Annotated in this window: 19 protein-coding genes; 2 read left to right on the forward strand and 17 right to left on the reverse strand. The window is 47.5% G+C overall.

Annotated elements, in window-relative coordinates; translation table 11 throughout:
• Positions 1-7: 7 nt before the first annotated feature.
• The 10 genes from def to AC3ITG_RS22040 form a co-directional block, all read right to left on the reverse strand.
• Positions 8-496: a peptide deformylase gene (gene def / locus AC3ITG_RS21995; protein WP_413372530.1), complete on the reverse strand. Its 489-nt coding sequence runs from the start codon at positions 494-496 to the stop codon at positions 8-10.
• 181 nt (positions 497-677) lie between these two features.
• Positions 678-3,227: a primosomal protein N' gene (gene priA / locus AC3ITG_RS22000; RefSeq protein ID WP_489251359.1), complete on the reverse strand. Its 2,550-nt coding sequence runs from the start codon at positions 3,225-3,227 to the stop codon at positions 678-680.
• A 1-nt stretch (position 3,228) separates the two neighbouring features.
• The gene (coaBC, locus tag AC3ITG_RS22005) at positions 3,229-4,464 is read right to left on the reverse strand and encodes a bifunctional phosphopantothenoylcysteine decarboxylase/phosphopantothenate--cysteine ligase CoaBC (protein ID WP_489251360.1); all 1,236 of its coding nucleotides are present in this window, start codon (positions 4,462-4,464) and stop codon (positions 3,229-3,231) included.
• A 304-nt stretch (positions 4,465-4,768) separates the two neighbouring features.
• Positions 4,769-4,984: a DNA-directed RNA polymerase subunit omega gene (gene rpoZ / locus AC3ITG_RS22010; RefSeq protein ID WP_024631120.1), complete on the reverse strand. Its 216-nt coding sequence runs from the start codon at positions 4,982-4,984 to the stop codon at positions 4,769-4,771.
• A gap of 154 nt (positions 4,985-5,138) precedes the next feature.
• Positions 5,139-5,711 carry a guanylate kinase gene (gene gmk, locus AC3ITG_RS22015; protein WP_413372533.1) on the reverse strand — a complete coding sequence of 191 codons (573 nt, stop codon included), beginning with the start codon at positions 5,709-5,711 and terminating at the stop codon, positions 5,139-5,141.
• A 13-nt stretch (positions 5,712-5,724) separates the two neighbouring features.
• Positions 5,725-5,985, reverse strand: a complete 261-nt coding sequence (gene remA, locus AC3ITG_RS22020) for an extracellular matrix/biofilm regulator RemA (RefSeq protein WP_006209218.1) — start codon at positions 5,983-5,985, stop codon at positions 5,725-5,727.
• Positions 5,986-6,036: 51 nt separating this feature from the next.
• A complete protein-coding gene (locus AC3ITG_RS22025; RefSeq protein ID WP_489251361.1) occupies positions 6,037-6,936 on the reverse strand; it encodes a YicC/YloC family endoribonuclease in 900 nt (299 codons plus the stop codon).
• Positions 6,937-6,955: 19 nt separating this feature from the next.
• Complete coding sequence (locus AC3ITG_RS22030) at positions 6,956-8,845, reverse strand: bifunctional homocysteine S-methyltransferase/methylenetetrahydrofolate reductase (protein ID WP_413372535.1); 1,890 nt, start codon at positions 8,843-8,845, stop codon at positions 6,956-6,958.
• A gap of 176 nt (positions 8,846-9,021) precedes the next feature.
• Entirely contained in the window at positions 9,022-9,855 is an 834-nt protein-coding gene (dapF, locus tag AC3ITG_RS22035; protein WP_489251362.1) for a diaminopimelate epimerase, read from the reverse strand.
• 185 nt (positions 9,856-10,040) lie between these two features.
• Complete coding sequence (locus AC3ITG_RS22040; RefSeq protein WP_489251363.1) at positions 10,041-12,905, reverse strand: calcium-translocating P-type ATPase, SERCA-type; 2,865 nt, start codon at positions 12,903-12,905, stop codon at positions 10,041-10,043.
• Between the two features lie 314 nt (positions 12,906-13,219).
• Between AC3ITG_RS22040 and AC3ITG_RS22045 the strand changes: the two genes are divergently transcribed.
• Positions 13,220-14,986, forward strand: a complete 1,767-nt coding sequence (locus tag AC3ITG_RS22045; RefSeq protein WP_489251364.1) for an Rqc2 family fibronectin-binding protein — start codon at positions 13,220-13,222, stop codon at positions 14,984-14,986.
• Positions 14,987-15,182: 196 nt separating this feature from the next.
• On the forward strand, positions 15,183-15,629 hold the full coding sequence (locus AC3ITG_RS22050; protein ID WP_489251365.1) for a GNAT family N-acetyltransferase: 447 nt from the start codon (positions 15,183-15,185) through the stop codon (positions 15,627-15,629).
• A gap of 105 nt (positions 15,630-15,734) precedes the next feature.
• Here the strand turns inward: AC3ITG_RS22050 and AC3ITG_RS22055 are convergent, their stop codons facing one another.
• From AC3ITG_RS22055 to AC3ITG_RS22085, 7 genes are all read right to left on the reverse strand, one after another.
• Positions 15,735-16,595: a PHP domain-containing protein gene (locus AC3ITG_RS22055; protein ID WP_489251366.1), complete on the reverse strand. Its 861-nt coding sequence runs from the start codon at positions 16,593-16,595 to the stop codon at positions 15,735-15,737.
• 63 nt (positions 16,596-16,658) lie between these two features.
• Positions 16,659-17,576: a selenium metabolism-associated LysR family transcriptional regulator gene (locus tag AC3ITG_RS22060; RefSeq protein WP_489251367.1), complete on the reverse strand. Its 918-nt coding sequence runs from the start codon at positions 17,574-17,576 to the stop codon at positions 16,659-16,661.
• Between the two features lie 131 nt (positions 17,577-17,707).
• Complete coding sequence (locus AC3ITG_RS22065) at positions 17,708-18,145, reverse strand: hypothetical protein (RefSeq protein ID WP_063565592.1); 438 nt, start codon at positions 18,143-18,145, stop codon at positions 17,708-17,710.
• 217 nt (positions 18,146-18,362) lie between these two features.
• On the reverse strand, positions 18,363-18,626 hold the full coding sequence (locus AC3ITG_RS22070) for a YlbG family protein (RefSeq protein WP_063565591.1): 264 nt from the start codon (positions 18,624-18,626) through the stop codon (positions 18,363-18,365).
• Between the two features lie 80 nt (positions 18,627-18,706).
• Positions 18,707-19,144 (reverse strand): YlbF/YmcA family competence regulator, encoded by a 438-nt coding sequence (locus AC3ITG_RS22075; protein ID WP_076288222.1) that lies wholly within the window; start codon positions 19,142-19,144, stop codon positions 18,707-18,709.
• Between the two features lie 142 nt (positions 19,145-19,286).
• On the reverse strand, positions 19,287-21,173 hold the full coding sequence (locus tag AC3ITG_RS22080) for a helicase-associated domain-containing protein (RefSeq protein WP_489251368.1): 1,887 nt from the start codon (positions 21,171-21,173) through the stop codon (positions 19,287-19,289).
• 75 nt (positions 21,174-21,248) lie between these two features.
• A complete protein-coding gene (locus AC3ITG_RS22085) occupies positions 21,249-22,925 on the reverse strand; it encodes a DNA repair helicase XPB (protein ID WP_489251369.1) in 1,677 nt (558 codons plus the stop codon).
• Positions 22,926-23,000: the final 75 nt, after the last annotated feature.

Raw genomic sequence — 23,000 nt, forward strand, 5'->3', positions numbered from 1 at the left:
TCACTCCTTAGTTACGACGCGGCCCGGTTTGATCGGCTGCAATTTCGTACACCTTTTCAGCAATATCCGTAAAGAGTACGCCATCCAAATGGTCAATTTCATGTTGGAATGCGCGAGACAACAATCCGCTACCCGTAATAATCAGTTCCTTGCCTTCGCGGTCCAGCCCTTTGACTGTAACCGTCTCAAAACGATGCACATCACCGTTAATGCCAGGAATACTCAAGCATCCTTCGGGTCCAAATTGCTCTCCCTCGCTCGAAATAATCTCCGGATTGATCATCTTGATCAGGCCCTGCTCATCTCCGCAATCGATCACAATAAGGCGTTTTAAAATACCAACCTGTGGTGCAGCCAGACCTACGCCTTCTGCGTCATACATCGTATCTGCCATATCATCCAGCAGTTTCTGTACATTGGGTGTGACTTTAGTTACTTCTTTAGCTCTTTTGTGTAGTACCTCATCCGGTTCTTTCACGATAATACGAATCGACATGTTGTAAGCACCTTCCTAATCCTCATCATAATTTCAGGACATCAGGCTCATTTCAAAAATAGTACTGATTTTCTGCTATGTAGCAGGTATCAAAAACTGATTTTAAGATCGAGCCATCATTCATGTTGTTTTTAATCTATGTTTATACCGCTTGTTTACATCCGCATTTTACTACAAATGCTCACATTAACATTTGCGGGTCTACATCCAGACTAATTTGCAGTTTTTGCGCCTGAACGTCGTCGTCCATGCGCCGGGCCGTCGCGAGCGCCAGTCCAATGGCGTCGACATCCCCCCGCCATTTTATCATACATTGGAATCTGTATCTATTCTTGATCCGAGGAATCGGTGATGCTACCGGGCCAAGCACGTCAAAGGCATCATTGCTGAAACGATCCAAACTGCCTAACCAGCCAGCAGCATTTGCCTTTTCTTTCAGTATTCGTGTATAGTTCTCAGCCAGCCGGATCAGTACCGGAAGCTGCTCATGTGAGAAAGTAACCAAAATCAGGCGACAGTAAGGTGGGTACTGCAAATTGCGCCGATGCAATAATTCCTCACGGACAAACGAAACATAGTCATGCTGGCTCGCATGCCCAATCGAATAGTGCTCTGGTGTATAGGACTGAACGAACACCTCGCCTGGAAGTTGATGTCGACCTGCACGGCCCGCCACCTGGGTGAGCAGCTGAAATGTTTTTTCGGCAGCCCGGAAATCTGGCAAATTGAGTGCCGAGTCTGCTGTTATGACACCAACCAGGGTGACATCAGGAAAATCAAGCCCTTTAGCAACCATCTGGGTACCCAGTAAAACGTCTGCCTTTTTCTCGCGAAACTGCTTCAATAGCTTCTCATGCGAACCTTTTTCGCTCGTTGTATCCACGTCCATCCGAATGACGCGAATACCCGGAAACAGCTTCGCCAATTCTTCCTCTACCCGCTGCGTACCAGTACCGAAATATCGAATATGCTCACTGCCGCAATCCGGGCACACTTCTGGTGCTGCTTCCGCATATCCACAATAGTGACAACGAAGATTATTGGAGCGCTGATGATAGGTTAACGAAATATCACACTCGGGACAGCCTGCAACGTATCCACAACTGCGACACATCACAAAGGTGGAATAGCCACGTCGATTCAGCAGAAGCACGGTCTGTTCCCCGCGCTCCAACCGCTCTTCCAATCCTTTGTGCAAGGCGCGGCTGAACATCGAGCGATTTCCGTCCTTCAACTCTTCACGCATATCAACAATACGTACCTCCGGCAGCTTATTACCAAGTGCGCGGGTAGGCATCTCTAACAAAAGTGGTGCAAAATCATCATTGCTCTGTGAACGGGCAGCATAGTAACTTTCCAGCGAAGGTGTCGCTGAGCCTAGGACAACGACCGCCTGATGCTGCTGTGCTCTTTTTACCGCCACATCACGGGCATGATATTTCGGGGTTTCTTCTTGTTTATATGAAGTCTCGTGCTCCTCGTCCATAATGATCAGACCAAGACGACTAAACGGAGCAAAGACTGCTGAACGGGCGCCAATGGCAACTTTCACCTGACCTTCCCGAATTTTGCGCCACTCATCATAACGCTCTCCACCAGACAACCGACTGTGCATCACGGCAACCTGATCACCAAAACGTCCTTTAAAACGCTCAACCATCTGCGGTGTCAATGCAATCTCGGGTACAAGCACAATTGCCTGTCGATCCTGTTCAATACAGCGCTGAATGGTCTGGAGGTATACTTCCGTCTTGCCGCTGCCTGTTACACCATGAAGCAAAAAGACGCCATGGCGCCTTTCCTGTAATCGACCATTGATATTGTTATAGACAAGCTGCTGCTCGTCGGTCAGATTCAGTGGCTCGGTCGCACGAAACTTACGTCCCTGATAAGGGTCACGAAAGACTTCGACGTCCTCCGTCACAACCAACCCTTTCTCCTCAAGCCCTTTGACTGTAGCCGCTGATACCTGAAGTGTAGACAGCAATTCTTTCATCGCCATCGGCAACAGTTCTTTCATTTCCAGCAAGAAAGCCAAAACTTCCTTCTGCCGTTGTGCCTTTGCCGGGAATGAATTCAATGCCTCTTCCGCAGCCGTTACATCCACAGCTAGATCAATGGATTTCATCGTTTTTTTATTCAGCTTGTCCTTAATCGCCTGGCTTTCCAGCAAGATACCACTGAGCAACAACTTCTTGATCAGCGCAGCATGATTGGGGTATTTACGACTCAATTGTTGGAGGGGAACCTGCCCACGACTCTTCACAAAACGAATAATATCTTGCTGCACTTTTTCTGAAGTCGATTCTTCTCCCCACACAAAAAGAACTTCTTCACCTGATGTCGAACCTGCCATTTGTCCATCCAGGGCATCTCCAAGTGAGATATAACGTTCTGCTTTCCCTTTCAGCGCGGTCGGTATCATCACCTGCAAAGACAAAATACGGTTGCTGGCATATCGCTCACTCATCCATTCCGCTAATTCAACCAAATCTTCAGACAACGGTGGAACGATATCCAACAGCTCCTGAATCGGTTTGAGTTTGAAAGTCTCCGTACCCGTGCGAGGCACCAGATCAATCACGAATCCCTGCACCGTCCGATGACCAAAAGGTACACCTACCCTGCTGCCAATCTCAATCCATTCACGCATGGATTCCGGCACCAGATAATCAAAAGGCCGGTCCGTCTGCTTCACAGGAACATCGACAATAACCTTGGCGATCTCCATATTAATTCCTCCCGGCAATGCGCTCCGCCGCAATTGAAAGCAACCGGCGGGCCACCTCATCCTTGGCCACCACCTGAAGCTCTTCCACTAAACCTTCACGGTCATAGATGTGCACCGCGTTGGTATCTGTTCCAAATCCGGCACCCGCCTGGGTGACATCATTGGCTACGATCAGATCACAGTTTTTCCGTTCCAGTTTCTCACGTGCATACATTTCTAATGAATTTGTCTCGGCAGCAAAACCAATCAAAAATTGATGACTCTTCTGCTTACCCAGCGTTTCAAGAATATCTATATTTTTAATAAGTTCAAGCGATAATGTATCGCCTTTCTTCTTGATTTTCTCCGTGTACACTTCCTTGGGACGATAATCCGCAACAGCTGCGGCCTTAACAACGATATCTGCATCATCCCATTGGCCTGCTACCGCATCATACATATCCTGCGCAGACTGTACCGGGATCACATGTACATTGGCTGGTGGCTGAACCTGGGTATTTCCCATAACCAAAGTCACATCTGCCCCCAGATCACGCGCTGCCGCTGCAATGGCAAAACCCATTTTTCCTGAGGAATCATTGGTAATATATCTTACCGGATCAATGCGTTCAATGGTTCCTCCTGCAGTGACCACAACCTTCTTCCCGCTCAACAAAGAAAGCTGTTCATTACGTTCCCGTTTTGCAGACTCCTGCTGCTCAAAAAAGCGTTCCACCACATCGACAATCGTCTCTGGCTCTTCCAAACGCCCTTTGCCCACATACCCGCACGCCAGTTGTCCTTCACCCGGTTCAATCATCATGGTTCCGCGCTCAGTTAACAGGCACATATTATGTTTTACCGCCGGATGATCATACATATGTACATTCATCGCTGGCGCAATCATCACCGGAGCAGTGGTTGCAAGCAAGGTTGTTGAGAGCATATCATCTGCCATGCCATTTGCCATTTTGGCAATCACATTGGCTGTTGCCGGAGCAACCAACACAAGATCGGCCATATCAGCCAGATGGATATGCGAGACGACCGAAGGCTCCCGCTCATCAAATGTATCACTATATACCACATTTCGGGTCAAGGTTTGCAGCGTTAATTCGGTAATAAACTGTTTGGCGGAATCCGTCATAATGACATGAACGTCCGCTCCTTTTTGCACCAGCCTGCTGCATAATGTAGCCGCTTTGTATGCGGCTATGCCGCCAGTCACACCAAGCACGATTTTTTTACCGTTCAACATGGTTATCCCCCCGATATATACGACGTTTATAGAGGTTGTTCAAAAAGTCCGCTTTTGATTACGAATCATGCCTAGCGGCATCATCAGCATCGAATATGAAATTCAGCCGAAATGTCCGTTGCTCACGTAGTTTTCTCTACGCTCCGCTACTCCATTTCTAGCTTCATTCCATCTTCTCGGTTCTGAAAAACAGACTTTTTGAACACGCAATTAAAAGGATGAATAGAGAAAAAAATAACAACCTCGCGGTTGTCAAATAAATCCGGCTTGCGCCGTATGCAGTTGAAGAGCAGCCGCAGGCGGCTTACTCTTCTTCCTCTTCGTCCTGTCCTTTGATGACAACGAGCAGATCACCATAAATTTCTTCAAGTGCAACGCCAACCTGTTTATGGGATCTGGCATTTCTCAAATCCGTTTTCTCACCTTCACGAAGCTGTCTTGCCCGGCGGGAAGCGGCAACAACAAGGGAATACTTGCTGTCGACTTTGTTCATCATTTCATCAATAGAAGGATACAGCATATTTACAAAACACCTCTTTGCATTAGTATAATCACAATTTGCCGCCTGACGGAATCATGGTGCACCGCTGGATACGTTAACCAGACTGGAGCTACTCTCATATATCCTATGACAGCAGCTCCATTGATTATCGCATTTTGCGGCGGCAAATGGATTATTTATTGATCTTACAATGTTCGGCGATAATGATGCTTTCTATTCGTTTACACGCCAAATCAATTTCATCATTAACGACAGCGTAATCGTACTGCTCCAGCAGACTGATCTCATCTACCGCGACGGACATCCGATGATCAATCGTCGCCTGACTTTCCGTACCACGGCCCTGAATGCGATCTTTAAGCTCGTCCAATGAAGGAGGCAACAGAAATACAAAGATCCCTTCCGGGAACTTTTCTTTCACTTTCAACGCGCCTTGAACTTCAATCTCAAGAATGATGTCCCGGCCTTCGTTAATCGTTTTCTCTACAAAATCACGCGGTGTTCCGTAATAGTTCCCTACATATTCTGCGTGTTCCAACAATTGATCTTCAGCAATCATGTTCAGGAATTCATCATGGCTTCTGAAGAAATAATTGACGCCATGTTCCTCACCCAGACGTGGCTGACGAGTCGTTGCCGATACAGAATAAATCAATTCCGGCACCCGTTTGCGCAAAGCGCTGCATACTGTACCCTTCCCGACCCCTGATGGGCCAGACAACACTACCAGTAATCCCTTAGACATATTACACTCCATTTTATTCGTCGTTGTCATCATCTTTCGAAGAAAGACGATGGGCGACCGTTTCTGGCTGAACCGCAGACAGAATGACATGATCGCTATCCGTAATAATAACGGCACGAGTACGTCTTCCGTACGTTGCGTCTATCAGCATATGACGGTCTCTTGCCTCTTGTATAATTCTCTTGATCGGCGCCGATTCCGGACTCACGATGGATATAATCCGGTTCGCCGATACGATGTTACCGAATCCAATGTTAATGAGTTTGATTGCCATAATCAGGTTCTTCCCCCTATACATGCGACTCTTTTGCCGAAATATGACCGTTCATTCGATATTCGCCGTTTGCTCACGAATTTTCTCCAGTTCCGCCTTCATCTCGACAACACGGTTCACCAGAGCCAAATGGTTGGCTTTTGATCCAATCGTATTGACTTCCCTATTCATCTCCTGAATAAGAAAGTCCAACTTGCGGCCTACTGGCTCATCACTTTCCAGCAGTTCCCTGCTCTGTCCAAAGTGACTCAGTAGACGCGTAAGCTCTTCCTCTATGTTAGAACGATCGGCAAACATAGCAATTTCCATACCCAATTTATGCTCGTCAAAAGGGAAAGAGCCTTCTTCCTGCATTTCCGTAAGCCTTTGTCTTAACTTGTTGCGATGATCACTCACCACAGTCGGCGCAAGAGCAAGCATCTCGGTATGCAGTGATTCCAGACGACAGACACGTCGTTCCAGATCACTGGCCAAATGAAGACCCTCGCGGGCGCGCATCTGCTCCAGACCGGATAAAGCCTCTTCCAACCCCTGCTGCAGGACACGCTCCCATTCGTCCTTCTGCTCTTCCGGAAGCGAACTCGTCCCATCCGAATGAACCATGACCTCTGGAAGTGCCAGCATATCCATAATGCTCGGTTTGCCCTGCATACCATAGCGGCTCTCCAATTGCTCTGCGGCCTGAAGATAGGCCCTGACCGCCTGCTCATTCAGAACAGCGGGAAGAGCCTGGTCTTCATCTTTTTCTTTCATCACATAAACATCAATCCGCCCACGTTTTAAGCGGCTCTGTACCTTTTTCCTCAATCCGTCTTCATAACACGTCCACTCTCTCGGGAGACGCATCATCACTTCGCAATAACGATGATTGACAGACTTGATTTCCAATTGTACCTTATAGCCTCCAAAATGAAAGGCGGATTGACCGTATCCGGTCATACTGAATGACATCGGCATCACATCCGTTACACTATTGTAATTGATTATTAGGGTTGAAACAAGTAGGACATTGATGCTCCGACTTCTCCCACACATATTGGGTCAGTTCGGCCGTCATACTATAGAACATAAATGGAGTCATTAAATAGATTCCTTTGAAATGTTTTGTTGCTACATCCAGAAGCTCCTTGGCTATCTTCACACCCATTGCTCGACCTTCTTCGCCTTCGAGGCCAGCCATCCGGGAGCGCACTTCATCAGACAGCTGAATACCCGGAACCTCATTATGCAGATACTCTGCATTTCGGCCGCTCGCTAACGGCATCACCCCTACAAAGATCGGCACATCCAGATGTTTGGTCGCTTCATGCATGGCTACGATTAGTTCGGGATCGTATACCGGCTGCGTCATAATATAATCGGCCCCGGAAGCAATCTTTTTCTCAAGCCGCTGTACAGCTTTATCCAGATGTTTCACATTCGGGTTAAATGCGGCACCGATAACAAAACCCGCCTTCTGTTTGAGCGGTTTACCGGAGAAGGACACGCCGTCGTTCAACTGCTTGATCATACGTATAATTTCAAAAGAAGTCAGATCGTATACCGAGCTTGATCCGGGTAAGTCTCCAAATCGTGCAGGGTCACCTGTTACAGCAAGTACATGATTAATGCCTAGAGCATCAAATCCCATCATGTGCGACTGTGTCCCGATCAGATTCCGGTCACGACATGCAATATGCACCAGTGGGCGCAATCCTGTACGATCCTGAACAAGATGGCCGAGAGCCATATTACTCATCCGGGTAACCGCTAGAGAGTTATCAGCCAATGTTAACGCGTCTGCACCAGCCGCTTTCAATGTCTCGGCACCTTTCATGAACTTCGCAATGTCTAGATCACGCGGCGGGTCAAGTTCGACGATGACCGTATGGCGTTGTTTGACCAGATCCACAATCGTGGGCTGCCCACCCCGTCCAGACCGTTCATCTACATTCTCATGCAGAATAATACGCGGTTTCGACTCGGATGGATCAGGTTCCAGTATTGGAACAGGTGTGTATTCAACAAGAGCCTGAGCAATTGCCGCGATATGATCAGGTGTTGTACCACAGCAGCCTCCGATGATACGTGCGCCCAGATCAGCGAATTGCACTGCGGTCTGTCCGAAGTACTCCGGAGACGCTCCGTAACGGAACTGACCGTCGACGTAGTCAGCTGCACCCGCATTCGGGTAAACAGACATTGGGATACCGATACGACCTGATACCGTTTCCATCGCCCGCATAATTCCGTTTGGACCGGAACGGCAGTTGAAACCAATGACGTCAGCCCCTTGCTCACGCATGATTCGGAAAGCTTCAGGCATCGTATATCCATCCAGTGTGTGCCCTACATCCTCAACAGCGAACTGTCCAATTACCGGAAGATCACTCAGCTTGCGCGCCTGTAGAAGGGCGATATCCATCTCCTCGATATCATAGAAGGTTTCGAGCAGAATGCCGTCCACTCCTTCATCGAGCAGTGCAAAAATCTGTTGCTGATAGAAACGCTTCAACTCACTTGTTGATACGTTCGTCCGCTTACCTCCACGAATGGAGCCAACCGCGCCCAGAACATAACCATTTGCGCCAGCTACTTCTTTGGCGATACGCACACCGGCACGGTTGACATCCTCGACCTTGGACTCCAGACCAAACTTGGACAACTTATCGTAATTGGCAGAGTACGTATTGGTTTCATGAATTTCCGTACCCGCATCGCGATAACGACGATGCACATCTGCCACCACTTCAGGTGATATTAAGTTCAGCTCTTCATAAGAAATCCCTACCGGGAACCCCATCTGATACAGGAAAGTTCCCATCGCCCCATCCCCTATGAGGACCCGTTCCTGCATTACACTGCGTAAATCCGCCTTCATCCCTTTTCCCCCCGCCTGACTGATCATTTCATACTAATGTAACACAAAAAACATCTGAAAACGAAGAAAAACACAGGTTTTTCGTGAAATTCAGTCTCCATAACCATCTGTACAAGTATGAATTCATATAACTGCAAAAAAAGAGGCCCTAAGGCCTCCTCATTTAAACGTATTCTTTACGAAGCGACTCCCTTGAAAACAACTTCAGCAGGTCCAGTCATGTAGACGTGATTGTCTGCTTCGTTCCACTCAATATGAAGATCGCCACCCTTGAGGCTGATCACCGCTGTGCGATCTGTATGTCCGTTCAGAACAGATGATACCAGTGTTGCGCAAGCTCCGGTTCCACAGGCCAGTGTTGGTCCAGCACCGCGTTCCCACACACGCATGTCCACGTATCCGCGATCGCGAACTGTTGCGAACTCTACATTGATTTTTTTCGGGAACATGGGATGAACCTCAAGAAGTGGCCCCCATGTCGAGAGATCAAAATTCACAGCATCATCTACATAGATGACTGCATGAGGATTACCCATGGAGACAGCCGTAAATTTGAACTCTTGTCCATTTGCTTCAATGGAATGATCCACCACCGGATTAGCATCGACAGTGGTTGGAACCTGAAGTCCATTCAGGATAGGTTCTCCCATATCCACTCGAACGGTCTCCACTTTACCATCACGAATGTTCAAGCTTACTGGTTGTACACCCGCACCAATGGTTTCAATCGTAATCTGTTCTTGGGTCACATGACCGTGATCATATACATATTTGGATACACAGCGTATGGCATTGCCACATTGCTCTGCTTCCGAACCGTCCGAGTTCATGATGCGCATCTGAAAATCCGCCTTCTCTGAAGGCAGTATATAAACCAGGCCATCCGCGCCGATGCCGAAGAAACGGTTGCACCATTTCACAGCTAATTCTGCTGCATCAGCCGGAAGCTGTTGTTCTCCAAACACAACAATAAAATCGTTGCCGAGTCCATGCATTTTTGTAAATTCCATAAGCTTGCCCACTCCTTTTGGCAGTCTGCTGCCAAAGCGTTATTCTTGCTTCTCTACAGGATACCCTCGGAAATTCATATCCAACATTCCCAATAAAAAAAGCTATCCTGCAAAATGCCGAGGGATCTCGCCTCGAATCATTTTGAGGATAGCATAACGAAAACGATAAGCAATTGCTATTGATTTTATGCCGAAAACTTTGTACTTTTCGGTACGAAGCGCCCAGGGCCCATTCGGCGACGGTTGCGACGACCTCCCCACACGCTGCCCACTCCCATAAGGAAGGTTGGAATACCTGCGGCAACGATGGAAATGGCCCATTCGCGCATACCCAGTGGTACTGTTTTGAAAATAGGCTGCAACGCCTCTACATACATGACCGCCAGCATCAGCACGATGGATGAAATAACTGCAAACACCAGATACTTGTTCTGCAATGGATTCCGGTGGAAAATGGAGCGGGAACTACGGCAGTCAAATACATGAATGAGCTGTGCCAAAACGAGAGTAGCAAAGGCAACAGATTGAGCTTTAATGAGCTGACCCGGTTCATCTGGCGCGGCCTGTAGGGTAAGCCAGAACGCCCCGAGTGTACAAAGCCCGATCAATACACCCCGACTGACGATTTTCCAACCCAGTCGTCTGGCAAAAATATTTTCCTTGGCGCCACGCGGCTTGTGTTCCATCAGATCTTTTTCCGGCTGATCCACACCGAGCGCCATCGCTGGCAATCCATCCGTCACCAGGTTGACCCACAGAATCTGGATCGGCACGAGTGGCAAAGGCAAGCCCATCATCATCGCGAAAAACATCGTTAAAATCTCGCCAACATTGGATGCCAGCAAATAGCGGATAAACTTGCGGATGTTCTCATAAATATTACGCCCTTCTTCAATTGCAGATACTATAGTAGAAAAATTATCATCACTCAGGATTAACGCCGATGCTTCCTTCGTCACATCCGTGCCTGTAATTCCCATCGCAATACCGATATCTGCCGCTTTGATAGCCGGTGCGTCATTCACGCCATCTCCGGTCATCGCTACGACATGTCCTTTACGCTGCAATGATTTTACAATACGCAGTTTGTGCTCAGGCGATACTCGTGAGAACACGTAAATGCCCTCCACCTGTTTATCCAGTTGCTCGTCCGTCATGCCCGCCAATTGCTGGCCGCTAAGTGAAGCCCCACCCCGTGGAAGGATACTCAACTGCTGGGCGATAGCCTCTGCCGTCGTGCCATGATCGCCAGTGATCATAACGGTACGTATGCCTGCTCTGCGACAAGTCGCAATTGCATCCCGTGCTTCACGCCGCGGTGGATCAATCATACCTGCAAGTCCGACAAAGACGAGCTGGTTCTCGGCAGCATGTTCATTATCCACCTTTTCTTCCGGTCTTACTTCACGGTAAGCCATCCCGAGAACACGCAGTGCAGCCCCTGCCATACTCTCGTTCGCCGCCATAACTTTCTGCCGCAGAGTACCCGTGAATGGCACAACATTGCCTTCCCACAAAATGTAGCTGCATTGCCCGATCAGAACATCAGGTGCACCTTTGGTATAAATCATGCGCCCACCCTGATGGTGAATCAGGACCGACATCCGTTTCCGATCAGAATCGAACGGAAATTCCTGCTCACGTGCATATAACTCTTTGAGGCCAGCGGGGGTAAGCCCCATTTTGGAGGCCAGTGTTACGAGTGCGCCTTCCGTAGGGTCGCCTTTCAGCTCCCATACGACGCTGTCTTCCTTGACCGTTTCATTAACATGATCTTTCTTTGTACCTTTCTTCGCTTCTTTCTTACTATCCTTATTTGTCTCTTTGCCTTTCTTTTTATTCCGCATCTCATCCGCAACACTCTCGATAATACTGGCATTGTTACATAGTGCGCTAATCTGAAGCATTCTCCGCAATGTCTGGTCACTCTTCAGTTCCAAGGTACGACCATTCTCAATCATCTGTCCTTCCGGTGCATAACCATCCCCGGTGACCTTGATGCTGCGTCCCTCCAGCCACACGTCCGTAACCGTCATCTTGTTCTGGGTCAACGTACCCGTTTTATCCGAACAGATGACCGAGGCACAACCTAGGGTTTCGACGGAGGGAAGCTTGCGCACAATCGCTTTTCGTTTGATCATACGCTGTACGCCCAGAGCTAGCGCAATCGTTACAATCGCTGGCAACCCCTCTGGTATGGCGGCCACTGCGAGGCTGACCCCTGCCAGAAACATGCCTACTGCCGGTTGTCCATGTAGAATACCTGCAACAACAACCATGACGGTTAATCCGAGCGCCACAAAAATCAAAATTTTACCCAGCTGTTCCAGTCTGTGCTGCAGCGGTGTTTCCTGTTCCTCCGTATTCTGGATCAGATCGGCGATTTTGCCCATCTCGGTATCCATGCCCGTCCGAATCACAACAGCCTTGGCGGTACCACGTGTGACCATCGTTCCCATGAATCCAATGTTCTTCTGATCTCCGAGTGGCACGTCATCTGCAGCTATGGGAAGGCAATGTTTGCTTACAGGAACCGATTCCCCAGTAAGTGCTGATTCCTCCACATCGAGGCTGTTCGTGGACAGCCAGCGCACATCGGCAGGTATGCGATCACCGCTCTCCACAAGCACGATATCCCCCGGTACCAGAAGTTTGGCTGCAAGATGGACTTCCTGACCCGATCTGAGCACTTTGGCCAATGGAGCCGACAATTGTTTCAATGCACGAAGGGAACGCTCCGCCCGGAATTCCTGCACAAAACCAAGAATGGCATTAAGTACGATGATGGCAACAATCGTTACAGCATCCAAGTATTCTCCAAGCAATCCGGACACCAGCGTGGCTCCCATCAACACCAGAACCATGAAATCCTTAAATTGATTAAGCAATAATGTAATTGGAGATATGCGCTTTCCTTCGCTCAGCTCATTCGAACCGGCGGCCTTCCTCTTCTCTGTTGCAGTCTCTTCGGTTAATCCTTCCTCAAGACTGACGCCAAGAGTGTTACGAAGCTCTTCAACGCTTAGTTGGTGCCACTTGGTATGTTCCATGCTTCAAAATTCCCTCCCAGTCTGTATTTCCTCTGTAAAACGTCACACTTACTTCACCGGCTATGCTAATCAACAGGTTGTACGCGATGCCGGACAAACTACCTGCTCTATATGTATTCGGACAGGACCCTAATTAGCACCCGATGGCGAATCCTTTCCCTGATGGACAGAATAAGCTAAAATAAAGGTCTGCGGTCATACACGCAGTGGCAATCCGATTTTTTGCTATACAAACGAATACGAATCTGCAACGGGTTCTTTTTTACATATCCCGGTGTTCATTTCAGTTATAGATAGAGAGGACGTTGAAAAAAATGGCATTGGACGGCATCGTAACACGAGCTATTGTACATGAACTGCAAGGCTGCAAGGGCGGACGCATCAGCAAAATACATCAACCTAACGGCCATGATGTTGTACTGACCCTCCGTGCTCAGCGCGGAAATAGCAAATTGCTTATTTCGGCCAGCCCGACATATCCGCGTGTGCACTTTACCGAAAAAACGTTTGTTAACCCTACTGAAGCTCCCATGTTCTGCATGCTGCTGCGCAAGCACTGTGAGGGAGCGATCATCGAGGAGATTCGTCAGGTTGGCATGGAGCGGATTATTCATATCGACGTGCGTCAGCGCGATGAACTGGGTGATGTTTCGGTCAAACGGATCATCATTGAACTGATGGGGCGTCACAGTAATATTGTTTTGGTCGATCCGATTACGGGAACGATTCTGGATGGGATTCATCACGTAACGCCGTCCATCAGTAGTTACCGGGTCATTATGCCTGGCTTTTCGTACACCGAACCACCAGAGCAGCATAAAAGCAATCCGCTGGAAGTGAGCAGCACTGAATTCGAAAATAGCTGTACTGCTGCTGAAGAAGATGCCTCTCGCTGGCTGGTGAATTCATTCAGCGGTCTTAGTCCGCTGATCGCTGGAGAGATTACCTCTCGGGTATCTGCCGATCAAGGTGACAATCAAGCTGCAAGCGAAGGTGAAGCTCGAATCGAAGCCGATGCGCTGTGGAATGCTTTTGAGTCCGTCATGGGGCCAGTAAGAGATAATAGTTATACGCCTGTGACCGGGCTGAATGCCAAAGGCAAAATGATTTTCTCGGCCGTTCAGCTTCAGAGCATTCAGGACGCAGAGAAAACCTATGACACGATGAGCAAATGTATGGAGGATTATTACGGAGACAAGGCCGAGCGGGATACTGTCAAGCAAAGAGTGAGCGATCTTCTGCGTTTTCTGCAAAATGAGCGTAGCAAAAACATCAAAAAGCTGGACAACCTGAACAAGGATCTGCTGGAAGCTGACGATGCGGATAAATTCAGATTATGGGGTGAGCTGCTGTTTGCCTCCCTGCATCAGGTTAGTAAAGGGGACAAGAGTGTGGAGCTTGTGAACTTCTATGATGAAGATCAAGCCAACATTACCATTCAGCTTGACCCATTGCTTACGCCGTCTGACAACGCACAACGTTATTTCAAACGATATAACAAATATAAGAACAGTCTGGCTGTTATTCATGAGCAACTTGGAAAAACGAAAGACGAGATCGACTATCTCGACAATCTGCTCCAGCAACTGTCTATCGCATCCATGAACGACATTGAGGAAATTCGCGATGAGCTTGTGCAACAGGGTTATCTTCGCGACCGCAACAAAAAAGGCAAAAAGAAAAAGAAAAACGACCGCCCTACAGTGCATCAGTTTACTTCTTCGGAGGGAATTGAACTTCTCGTAGGCAAAAACAACCTGCAAAATGAGTACGTCACCAACCGTTTGGCTTCTTCCAATGACACTTGGTTGCATACCAAAGACATCCCGGGTTCACATGTCGTCATTCGCAGCACAGACTTTGGCGAAGCAACCCTAGAGGAAGCTGCACAACTCGCGGCTTACTTCAGTCAAGCCAAAGAATCCAGCAGCGTGCCGGTGGACTACACCTTTATCCGACATGTACGCAAGCCAAGTGGCTCCAAACCAGGTTTTGTCATTTATGACCATCAAAAGACCCTGTTTGTGACGCCGAACGAAGAACTGGTTAAAAGTTTGCCATCCACGATCAAAAATGGATAAGATGCTTGCTTTTCAATCTTGTTAGGCAACAAAAAATCCCCCGGAACAAAAGACTGTTCGGGGGATTTTTTGTTTCTCAAATAACCATGGACTTAAGTTGGTGATTCAGTTCATTGTTTTATTTTGAATATAAATCCATTTTAACGTATAATAATTCAATTGTGAGATCTATAAATAAACTTCAAAGGATGTGTCCATGACGCTAAATATCAGACCAACTCAGCTTAATGATTTGCTGCCGCTGAGTGCATTAATGCACGAGTATGTCGTCGGGTTTTATAATAACCCCTGGCCTGGTGATCAGGCAATCGAGCTTTTGATCAAAAACCTGCTTGATCAGCAGATAGGTGTTCAATTCGTTGCAGAGCAGGACGGTGAGCTCATCGGGTTCGCTACACTCTACTTTACCTATAGCACGATGAAGGCAAACCGCGTTTCCATTATGAATGACTTGTTTGTGACGGAAGCTTGGAGAGAAGGCGAAGCCGAGGCCAGACTGTTTGAACACTGTCAGCAGTATACACGTGAACACGGATGTGCTTACATGTCCTGGATCACAGCAGCAACCAACGAGCGGGCACAGCAATTATTTGAACGTCTTGGAGCCACTCAAAGCACTTGGGTGAATTATTCCATCACCTAGCCTAATTTATATGCAATTAAAAAGGACATAGAGACATGGCTAGCGACTAACACTCACCCTATCTCTATGTCCTTTCATTATTCCCCCGTTCCGTTTTGCACCGAATCAAGACTTTCCGGCTGCAGCCCGGAGTTTATCGAGTACATCAATGGTTACGGTTTTGCTACCCAGATCCCCGTGGAAAACTACCCCTTGTCTTACACCATGGTAATCCGAACCACCTGTTTGAATGAGCCCAAATTCCCGTGCCAACTCCGCATATCTGAGCTCTTCTTCTGGTCCATGATCCGAATGAACCACTTCAATACCGTCAGGATGGGAGTCCACCAGAATGCGACGAACCAATTCATCGTCTCCGTATAAACCAGGATGGGCAATAACAGCAGCACCACCCGCATCTTTAATCCACTGGCATGCATCTTCCGGTGCAACTCGGGGGACCGACACAAAGCCCGGTTGGCCTTCAGCCAGATAACGATTGAACGCATCCCTCATATCAGCAACATATCCTTTCCGTACCAACACATCGGCCATATGAGGTCTACCGATGCTTTCATCCGGTTCCAGCGGTCGGCCAAGGCCATCAATGACCTCCTGCCAGCTGATTTCAAGTCCAAGCTCCTGCAGCTTGGCAATGATCAGATGATTACGTTCTTCCCTCGCTTCCCGAAGCCCGCGCAGTCGCTCCAGAAATTGCTCATCTTCTGTATTCACAAAATACCCCAGCACATGAATATCCTTGCCACCCGCGCGGGTACTGATCTCTACCCCTGCCACAACGTCAATCCCATACTCACGGCCAGCCCGCTGTGCCTCGGCTACACCTGCTACTGTATCGTGATCTGTCAGCGCAACCGCAGACAGTCCTCTTTGTTTGGCGAGCTTCACATTCTCGGCAGGTGGCTGCATTCCGTCCGACGCTTGGCTATGGGTATGAAGATCACAACGTCCGTTAATTTGATGCATGAACAACAGCTCCTTTTTATATCAAATGATTAGCAGCACGGATTTAAAATGAATATGACTCTCTTATTCCGCTCGTCCTTCTGATGTTGTCTTCTCATGCTGACGTAAATAATTCAGGAAAGCTACTGCTGATAAGGGAAGCAATGAAGATTTCAGATGTATGGCATAGAACTGTCGTTTGAACTCAAGTCCACGAATATCCACGATATGGACCAGTCCAAGGGCCAGTTCATGCTGAACCGACGACGGCGATAACATCGTGATACCCACACCCGCTTCCACGGCGGATTTTACAGCCCCTGTACTGCCAAGTTCCATCACCACATTCATGTCCTGCGGATCAATATTTCTCTTCTGCAACTGATCTTCCATCACCTGACGGGTACCCGAGCCTTTTTCCCGCAACACAAACGCGTAGTTCAGCACATCTTCAAGCTCTACTTCCCCACGATCTGCCAGAGCATGCCCTGCCGGAACAATCAGCTTCAATTCATCCTGCATGACCGGCTCTACAATCATATCCGGGTGGTTTACTGGCGCTTCAATCAGTCCAAAGTTAAGCTGATGTTTCAAGATATCGTCCATAATTTGCGTAGTATTCATCACTTTCATAACGATCGAGATATCCGGGTATTGGCGAGCAAAAGGGCCCAGCATTCGTGGCAACACATACTCACCAATCGTCAAACTTGCCCCAAGCTGCAATCTGCCTTGCAGCATCTGTGTAAACGCGGACATCGCCTCATCTGTCTGTCTGACCAACTCTACACTGCGTTTGGCATGAGGCAGTAATGTCCGCCCCGCCTCGGATAATTCTATTTTCTTGGTAGAACGAAGCAGTAGCTTGGTCCCAAAATAATCCTCAAGTGATTGAATCTGCATCGTCACCGCAGGTTGTGTCATATGTAGTGCTTGCGCAGCCGCTGAAAAACTTCCCTTCTCTGCTACGGTATAAAAAATATGCAATTGATGAAAATTCATATCTTCGCCCCTCTTCTGTACGCTTTCCCCATTGTAGCCGATTTCCTGAATTCCAACAAAAAAAGCATGCAGCTTGTCTGCATGCGATGTAACCTGAATCTATCAATTCGAAAATATGGATTATTCCAAACTTACTTATGCTTGCGACTGTTCTTGACAAGAGTCATTCGTCTTGAATGTCTTAGCCAAGAATAATACGATTTTAAATCCCGCAGTTCAATCGTCTCGGACATTTTCCCCAGAAACGTAACAACAATCATCTTATGAAGCGGATTGCCAGCAATGTCATATTCCCCTTCAAGTTCGGAAAATTCAGCAACCACGACCAGATCTTCGTCGATCAGGTAAACATCCTGCTCATTACGGTAGTATGGTGTAATACGGTCCTGCTTCAGACACTCCCATAACCATGCCGCAATATGGTCATCATCATTACGTGCCGGCTCAATACGGTCTGCATACCGCATCTTGGCATGATTGGTAATGACGATGTCGGCCACTTTTTTGTCTCCAAGAGCCACGAAAAAAGGCTCGTACGTGCTCCAACGTTGCATCACCTTATCACGCATGGGAATCACTCTCCACCAGATAGGACTTTCTATCTATTTATTTACCCAATATATTACAACATAAGTCCCGCAACCTCAAGGCGTAAGTTCAGATTTTTTCACAAAATCCAGTTTATGCCTAATTCAATAAAAGAGCGGCCCCGAAGGGCCCCTCTGGTTAATCGTTTCGAAATGTTCAGTGGCAACAAGTTCACTGTACATTCCCAAACCATTTTTGTTATATCCCGTAAAAACTCGTTTTGTCCATCGTTTTGCTAGCATACTCTGTTTTAATCTCATTCCGGTAGGAACGTTCGACCTTGCGCACATAGGAAAGTCTATTCACATTTTTCATCGTATCTTCAGCCCGCTCTGCATTAACATACATGACGACATAATGCATACGGCGGGAGATGTAATGAACGGTACCATACTTTTCGAGATTACGAGCCGCTTTCAAATCACTGACCCATATAATGAATCCTGTCCTTTCCGCAAACATCATTTTCCCCGCCTTTCTATAATGGAGACCGGATCCTCGGAAAGGTCCGGTCTGTCATGAATTTATTTTCTTATCGAATCTTAGCTACAACCACACTTGCCTCCGCTACCGCAGCCGCCCTTTGGATTCGGATCATTGCTCGGTACCTTGATGGTCGTTGACACGGCGAATGCAATCGTCTCCGACATCTGGAACAACATATCGTCCAATGCCTTCTCCGCCTGTTTGAAGCGGGCTACCGCCTCGAAATGTTCCAATTCAAGCTCTAAAGCCTGAACCTGATCTTTTGCGGCGTGATAGTCCGGGTGAAAATGCCCAAAACGCTGGGTTTCTTCAAATAGTTCCTTTTTGGCGTCCAGCTTGCGTATTCCCGCCTGAATTTCAGGGTTCGTCTCCACTTGCTGCTTCCAATATAAATAATCCGATACTTCGGCTGATTGGTTAATCATGTCGCCCAGTTCATATGCGCCCGTTAACACTTGGGCCATATCGACCGTGTTCATTTCCGCTACGCTCATGAAATTCATCCTATCTATATATAAAGTTCTACTTAACGTAGACTACTTCATCATATCATATCCCCGAAAAGTTAAGAAGAGTTTTTCCTGCAAATAGAAATAAGGGGAACAAGGGATCTGCTTAAGGCAAAGTCGATCAAGTTTATGCATGGTCCGGAATAATCAGACGTATCTGGTTCCATTCGTTAGGCGAAAAAGTACGGCGTTCTGCGGGATCTGTTCCACTATCCGATATGGACCAGCCCGTTAGTGTCCAATCTTCATGACCCTGAATCTGATCGGGGATAACATAAACGATATTGTTGTCCAGCTTCAGACCCAGTTTTGTCTGCCATTCAATGGCTTTCGCAGCAATCTGACGAGCTGTGGATACATGATACCCTCGCCACTCGTTATGCCACATCTCAGGGATCTCTCCGTATCCGGGAAACAGACCCGACTGCTCCGTGATGGAATGATCCTGTTCATACGTGTGAAGTTTGGAGTCACCTTGAATGAGCCCTACCCTTCCACGAATATAAAAGAGTTCCTTCTGCACCTCAAGTCCGTCTTTGAACTCATCTGCTCCGACAATGGACTCATCTGCAATTGCCTTCGACTCTATCCCGTTCAACTCCTCAGGTAATTCACTTCTCGATTCATATATCCATATATCCTTTTTCTTAACTTTATCCACCGATTCATCCTGATCAACATTCTGCCCAGCATCCATGCCAAGTCTGTCTGCATCCTGCCCCCACTGCTGGATCGCTAGCTCCACATGTTCAGGCACTCCCGAACCGGCATACCGTCTAAGGAAGTTTATCATTACATCAGCTGTAAGACCGATCTCTGATGCAGCGATGATTCGTTCCTTTGTTATGCGATATATGGACATTCGATCTCGACTCACAAGCTCTGCACCAATGTCCAGATTCCAGCGGACTTGGGGAGTTACATCTGGCGGAACCATAATTTCAAAGTCAGGCTGTACAAAAATTGTATTCTTTCCCTCATGTTCTTCCTCATGATCCACAAAGTTCAATAAAACTCCCGGGTCAATCTGCCAGCGATATAGAAGCTCTCCCGCAACTGACTCACCAACCTCCCCATATCCCAAACCTGCCAGAACATCGAGCCAACCCCGGATATGTGTTAAGAAGGATGGTACTGAAGAACCTCCACTCTCTCTATTTTCAATTGCTTCTTCCGAACCGTCGCGGTCTACAGTTCCTGCTGGAATACTCAACCATTCATTTTCCCGTGAAGCAAACATCATCAATTGATAACGAAAATGCTGAAGTTTAGGCTCCGCTAAACCATATCGGTCCATACATACACTATAGATTTCTCGGTGCATTGAAGACCACGACAACGTTAACCAGTGATAAAGACGATCAAATGACACATGCATCCGATTATGCACCTTTTCACTCAAACCCAGACTGAGCAGCAAATCAATAACAAGTGCCACATGGACTGGATACACATCCGCATGATCGTAGCGAATACCTAGTTCGGTGAAGTCTTCAGGGCCCAAAACCGTCATCCGACTTAATCTCTGCATCATTTTCTTGTGGATAGTTCCTTTACTTGTTAATGGGAGTCCTCCTTGAGCTTGACTTTCTCTTACCATCCAAGCCAATACATGAAGAAGCTCTGCAGCAATATCCGGCTTTCCCTCTCTAACAATCTTCACTTTCTGGACTTCATTACTGGATATGGACTTATCTTGTGTCATTTCATCCTGTAATACATTCACCTTCTGCTGAGCGAACTGACCAACCCGTGCTGCATAAGCAATGGTTAACAAAGAAAGTAGTGTTTCTGGTATGTAATACAGACGTTCTCCCCAAGACTTGCGCACAGCTTTGATCCAGCCTTTATGCCGAAGCGCTATAAACGCCATCACCGCTTCAGCTCTGCTAAGACCATCCGTAGCCCACTCTGCTGATGTCAGCATGTTGGAAAAGGGTTGTCCGGCATATTTGCAAAAAATCACACCAAGTACCTTTCTTTCAACGCATGAAAGCTCTTTTAATGATTTCACATCCAGATTTCCTTGTGTATGCATTGCTTATCATGCCTTTCCCATTATTTTTAAGTAGCGATGTAAACAGCATTTTCATTGCAATTCATGAACAATTTTGTACTCATATCCTTGTTCGACCAGAAACATCTGACGACGTAATGCAAACTCCTGTTCCTTACTATCCTCGGATACAAGGGCATAGAAATAAGCTTTATTTTCTCCAGACTTCGGCCTTAAAATCCGACCCAATCGCTGGGCTTCTTCCTGTCTTGAACCGAAACTTCCGGATATCTCAAGTGCCACAGCAGCATCCGGCAAATCTACGGCAAAATTGGCAACCTTGGATACTACAATCGTTTTGATCTCACCACGCCGGAACGCTGCAAACCATTTCACTCGCTCTTGTTGAGACATCGAACCCGATATGAGCGGCGCTGCAATTTCCCGGGCAATGCTCTCAAGCTGATCCAAATACTGTCCGATGACAAGCGCTGGCATCCCCTCATGATGGTCCAATATCCGTCTGATCACAGCTAATTTGGCCGGATTTTCGGCTGCAAGGCGAAATTGATGCTTCACCTCCGCTTCCAAATAGTTTGATCGTAGTTCAGGAGTGAACGGGATGCGTATTTCCTGGCACTGTACATTAGCAATCCAGCCTTGCTGCTCTAATTCTTTCCACGGCATGTCATATAGTTTCGGACCAATTAGCGAAAATACATCCTGTTCACAACCATCCTCACGCACCAATGTTGCTGTCAATCCCAGTCTTCTTGTAGCCTGAATATCTGCAGTAGCCCGAAATACAGGTGCTGGCAGCAGATGGACCTCATCATAAATGATGAGTCCCCACTGACGTTCACTGAGCAATTTGATATGGGTAAAATCAGCATCTTTGGATTTTCTATGTGTAAGAATCTGATAAGTAGCCACGGTCACAGGTTTCACCTGTTTTTTCTGACCGGAATACTCACCAATCTGTTCACTCGTTATCGTTGTTTTGTCCTGCAATTCCTGAATCCATTGACGCACGGATGTGGTATTCGAGGTTAAAATAAGGCATTCACATTGCAGACGTTCCAATACGGCCATCCCAATAACCGTTTTGCCTGCACCGCAGGGAAGAACAAGCAGACCACTTCCTCCCATACCTTCGCTTCCTTCAAAAGCATCCACAGCATCTCGCTGGTAAGGGCGTAACCTGAATCCTTCTGAACTGTCACTTTGAGTATTCGCTTGCCATTCAAACGGAAGACTTGTTCCTTCTCGATATCCCGCGTAATCCAGCACCGGATAACCCAAACGAGTCAGTTCACGCTTCAGCAATCCGCGTTGCTCACCGCCAAGTATGAGCTCATGGGGATCGACACGTTCCATCCGAAAAGCCGAGATGGTCTTCATACTGCTTAATTCATCCAGCAATCGTTCATCTTCACTCACGAGACGCATTCTCCCATGATCTGCCTGTGGCTTCAATTGCAGCTTCCCATATTGATGGATAATTCTTTGGATATCTTGAATCAGGGCGGCAGGAACATTCCAACGAGACACTGATTCCAGACTTGCTATCACTTGATCAGCACTCCATCCGAGTGCAGCGGCATTCCACAGTGATAACGCAGTGATGCGATATGTATGAAAAGCTGCAGGTGTCTTCACCAGTTCGGCATACATTCCTAGTTGAGCTCTGGCCTGGTCAAATCCAGGATGCCCCACTTCAAGCAATACTGTAAAATCACGCTGGACAATACAGGCGTCCGTTTTCTCCATTCCGCTTCCTCCCTAATTTGAAAATGAGTTATATGTTTTTCCGAATAACAGGCATCACAAAAAGTCCAGTTCCGG

This window comes from Paenibacillus sp. GL_099_B, from assembly GCF_057835695.1.

Coding starts and splice junctions, on each gene's coding strand:
- def (WP_413372530.1), bottom strand. CDS start 496: ATGTCGATTCGTATTATCGTGAAAGAACCGGATGAGGTACTACACAAA.
- priA (WP_489251359.1), bottom strand. CDS start 3,227: ATGGAGATCGCCAAGGTTATTGTCGATGTTCCTGTGAAGCAGACGGAC.
- coaBC (WP_489251360.1), bottom strand. CDS start 4,464: ATGTTGAACGGTAAAAAAATCGTGCTTGGTGTGACTGGCGGCATAGCC.
- rpoZ (WP_024631120.1), bottom strand. CDS start 4,984: ATGCTGTATCCTTCTATTGATGAAATGATGAACAAAGTCGACAGCAAG.
- gmk (WP_413372533.1), bottom strand. CDS start 5,711: ATGTCTAAGGGATTACTGGTAGTGTTGTCTGGCCCATCAGGGGTCGGG.
- remA (WP_006209218.1), bottom strand. CDS start 5,985: ATGGCAATCAAACTCATTAACATTGGATTCGGTAACATCGTATCGGCG.
- AC3ITG_RS22025 (WP_489251361.1), bottom strand. CDS start 6,936: ATGTCATTCAGTATGACCGGATACGGTCAATCCGCCTTTCATTTTGGA.
- AC3ITG_RS22030 (WP_413372535.1), bottom strand. CDS start 8,845: ATGAAGGCGGATTTACGCAGTGTAATGCAGGAACGGGTCCTCATAGGG.
- dapF (WP_489251362.1), bottom strand. CDS start 9,855: ATGGAATTTACAAAAATGCATGGACTCGGCAACGATTTTATTGTTGTG.
- AC3ITG_RS22040 (WP_489251363.1), bottom strand. CDS start 12,905: ATGGAACATACCAAGTGGCACCAACTAAGCGTTGAAGAGCTTCGTAAC.
- AC3ITG_RS22045 (WP_489251364.1), top strand. CDS start 13,220: ATGGCATTGGACGGCATCGTAACACGAGCTATTGTACATGAACTGCAA.
- AC3ITG_RS22050 (WP_489251365.1), top strand. CDS start 15,183: ATGACGCTAAATATCAGACCAACTCAGCTTAATGATTTGCTGCCGCTG.
- AC3ITG_RS22055 (WP_489251366.1), bottom strand. CDS start 16,595: ATGCATCAAATTAACGGACGTTGTGATCTTCATACCCATAGCCAAGCG.
- AC3ITG_RS22060 (WP_489251367.1), bottom strand. CDS start 17,576: ATGAATTTTCATCAATTGCATATTTTTTATACCGTAGCAGAGAAGGGA.
- AC3ITG_RS22065 (WP_063565592.1), bottom strand. CDS start 18,145: ATGCGTGATAAGGTGATGCAACGTTGGAGCACGTACGAGCCTTTTTTC.
- AC3ITG_RS22070 (WP_063565591.1), bottom strand. CDS start 18,626: ATGTTTGCGGAAAGGACAGGATTCATTATATGGGTCAGTGATTTGAAA.
- AC3ITG_RS22075 (WP_076288222.1), bottom strand. CDS start 19,144: ATGAGCGTAGCGGAAATGAACACGGTCGATATGGCCCAAGTGTTAACG.
- AC3ITG_RS22085 (WP_489251369.1), bottom strand. CDS start 22,925: ATGGAGAAAACGGACGCCTGTATTGTCCAGCGTGATTTTACAGTATTG.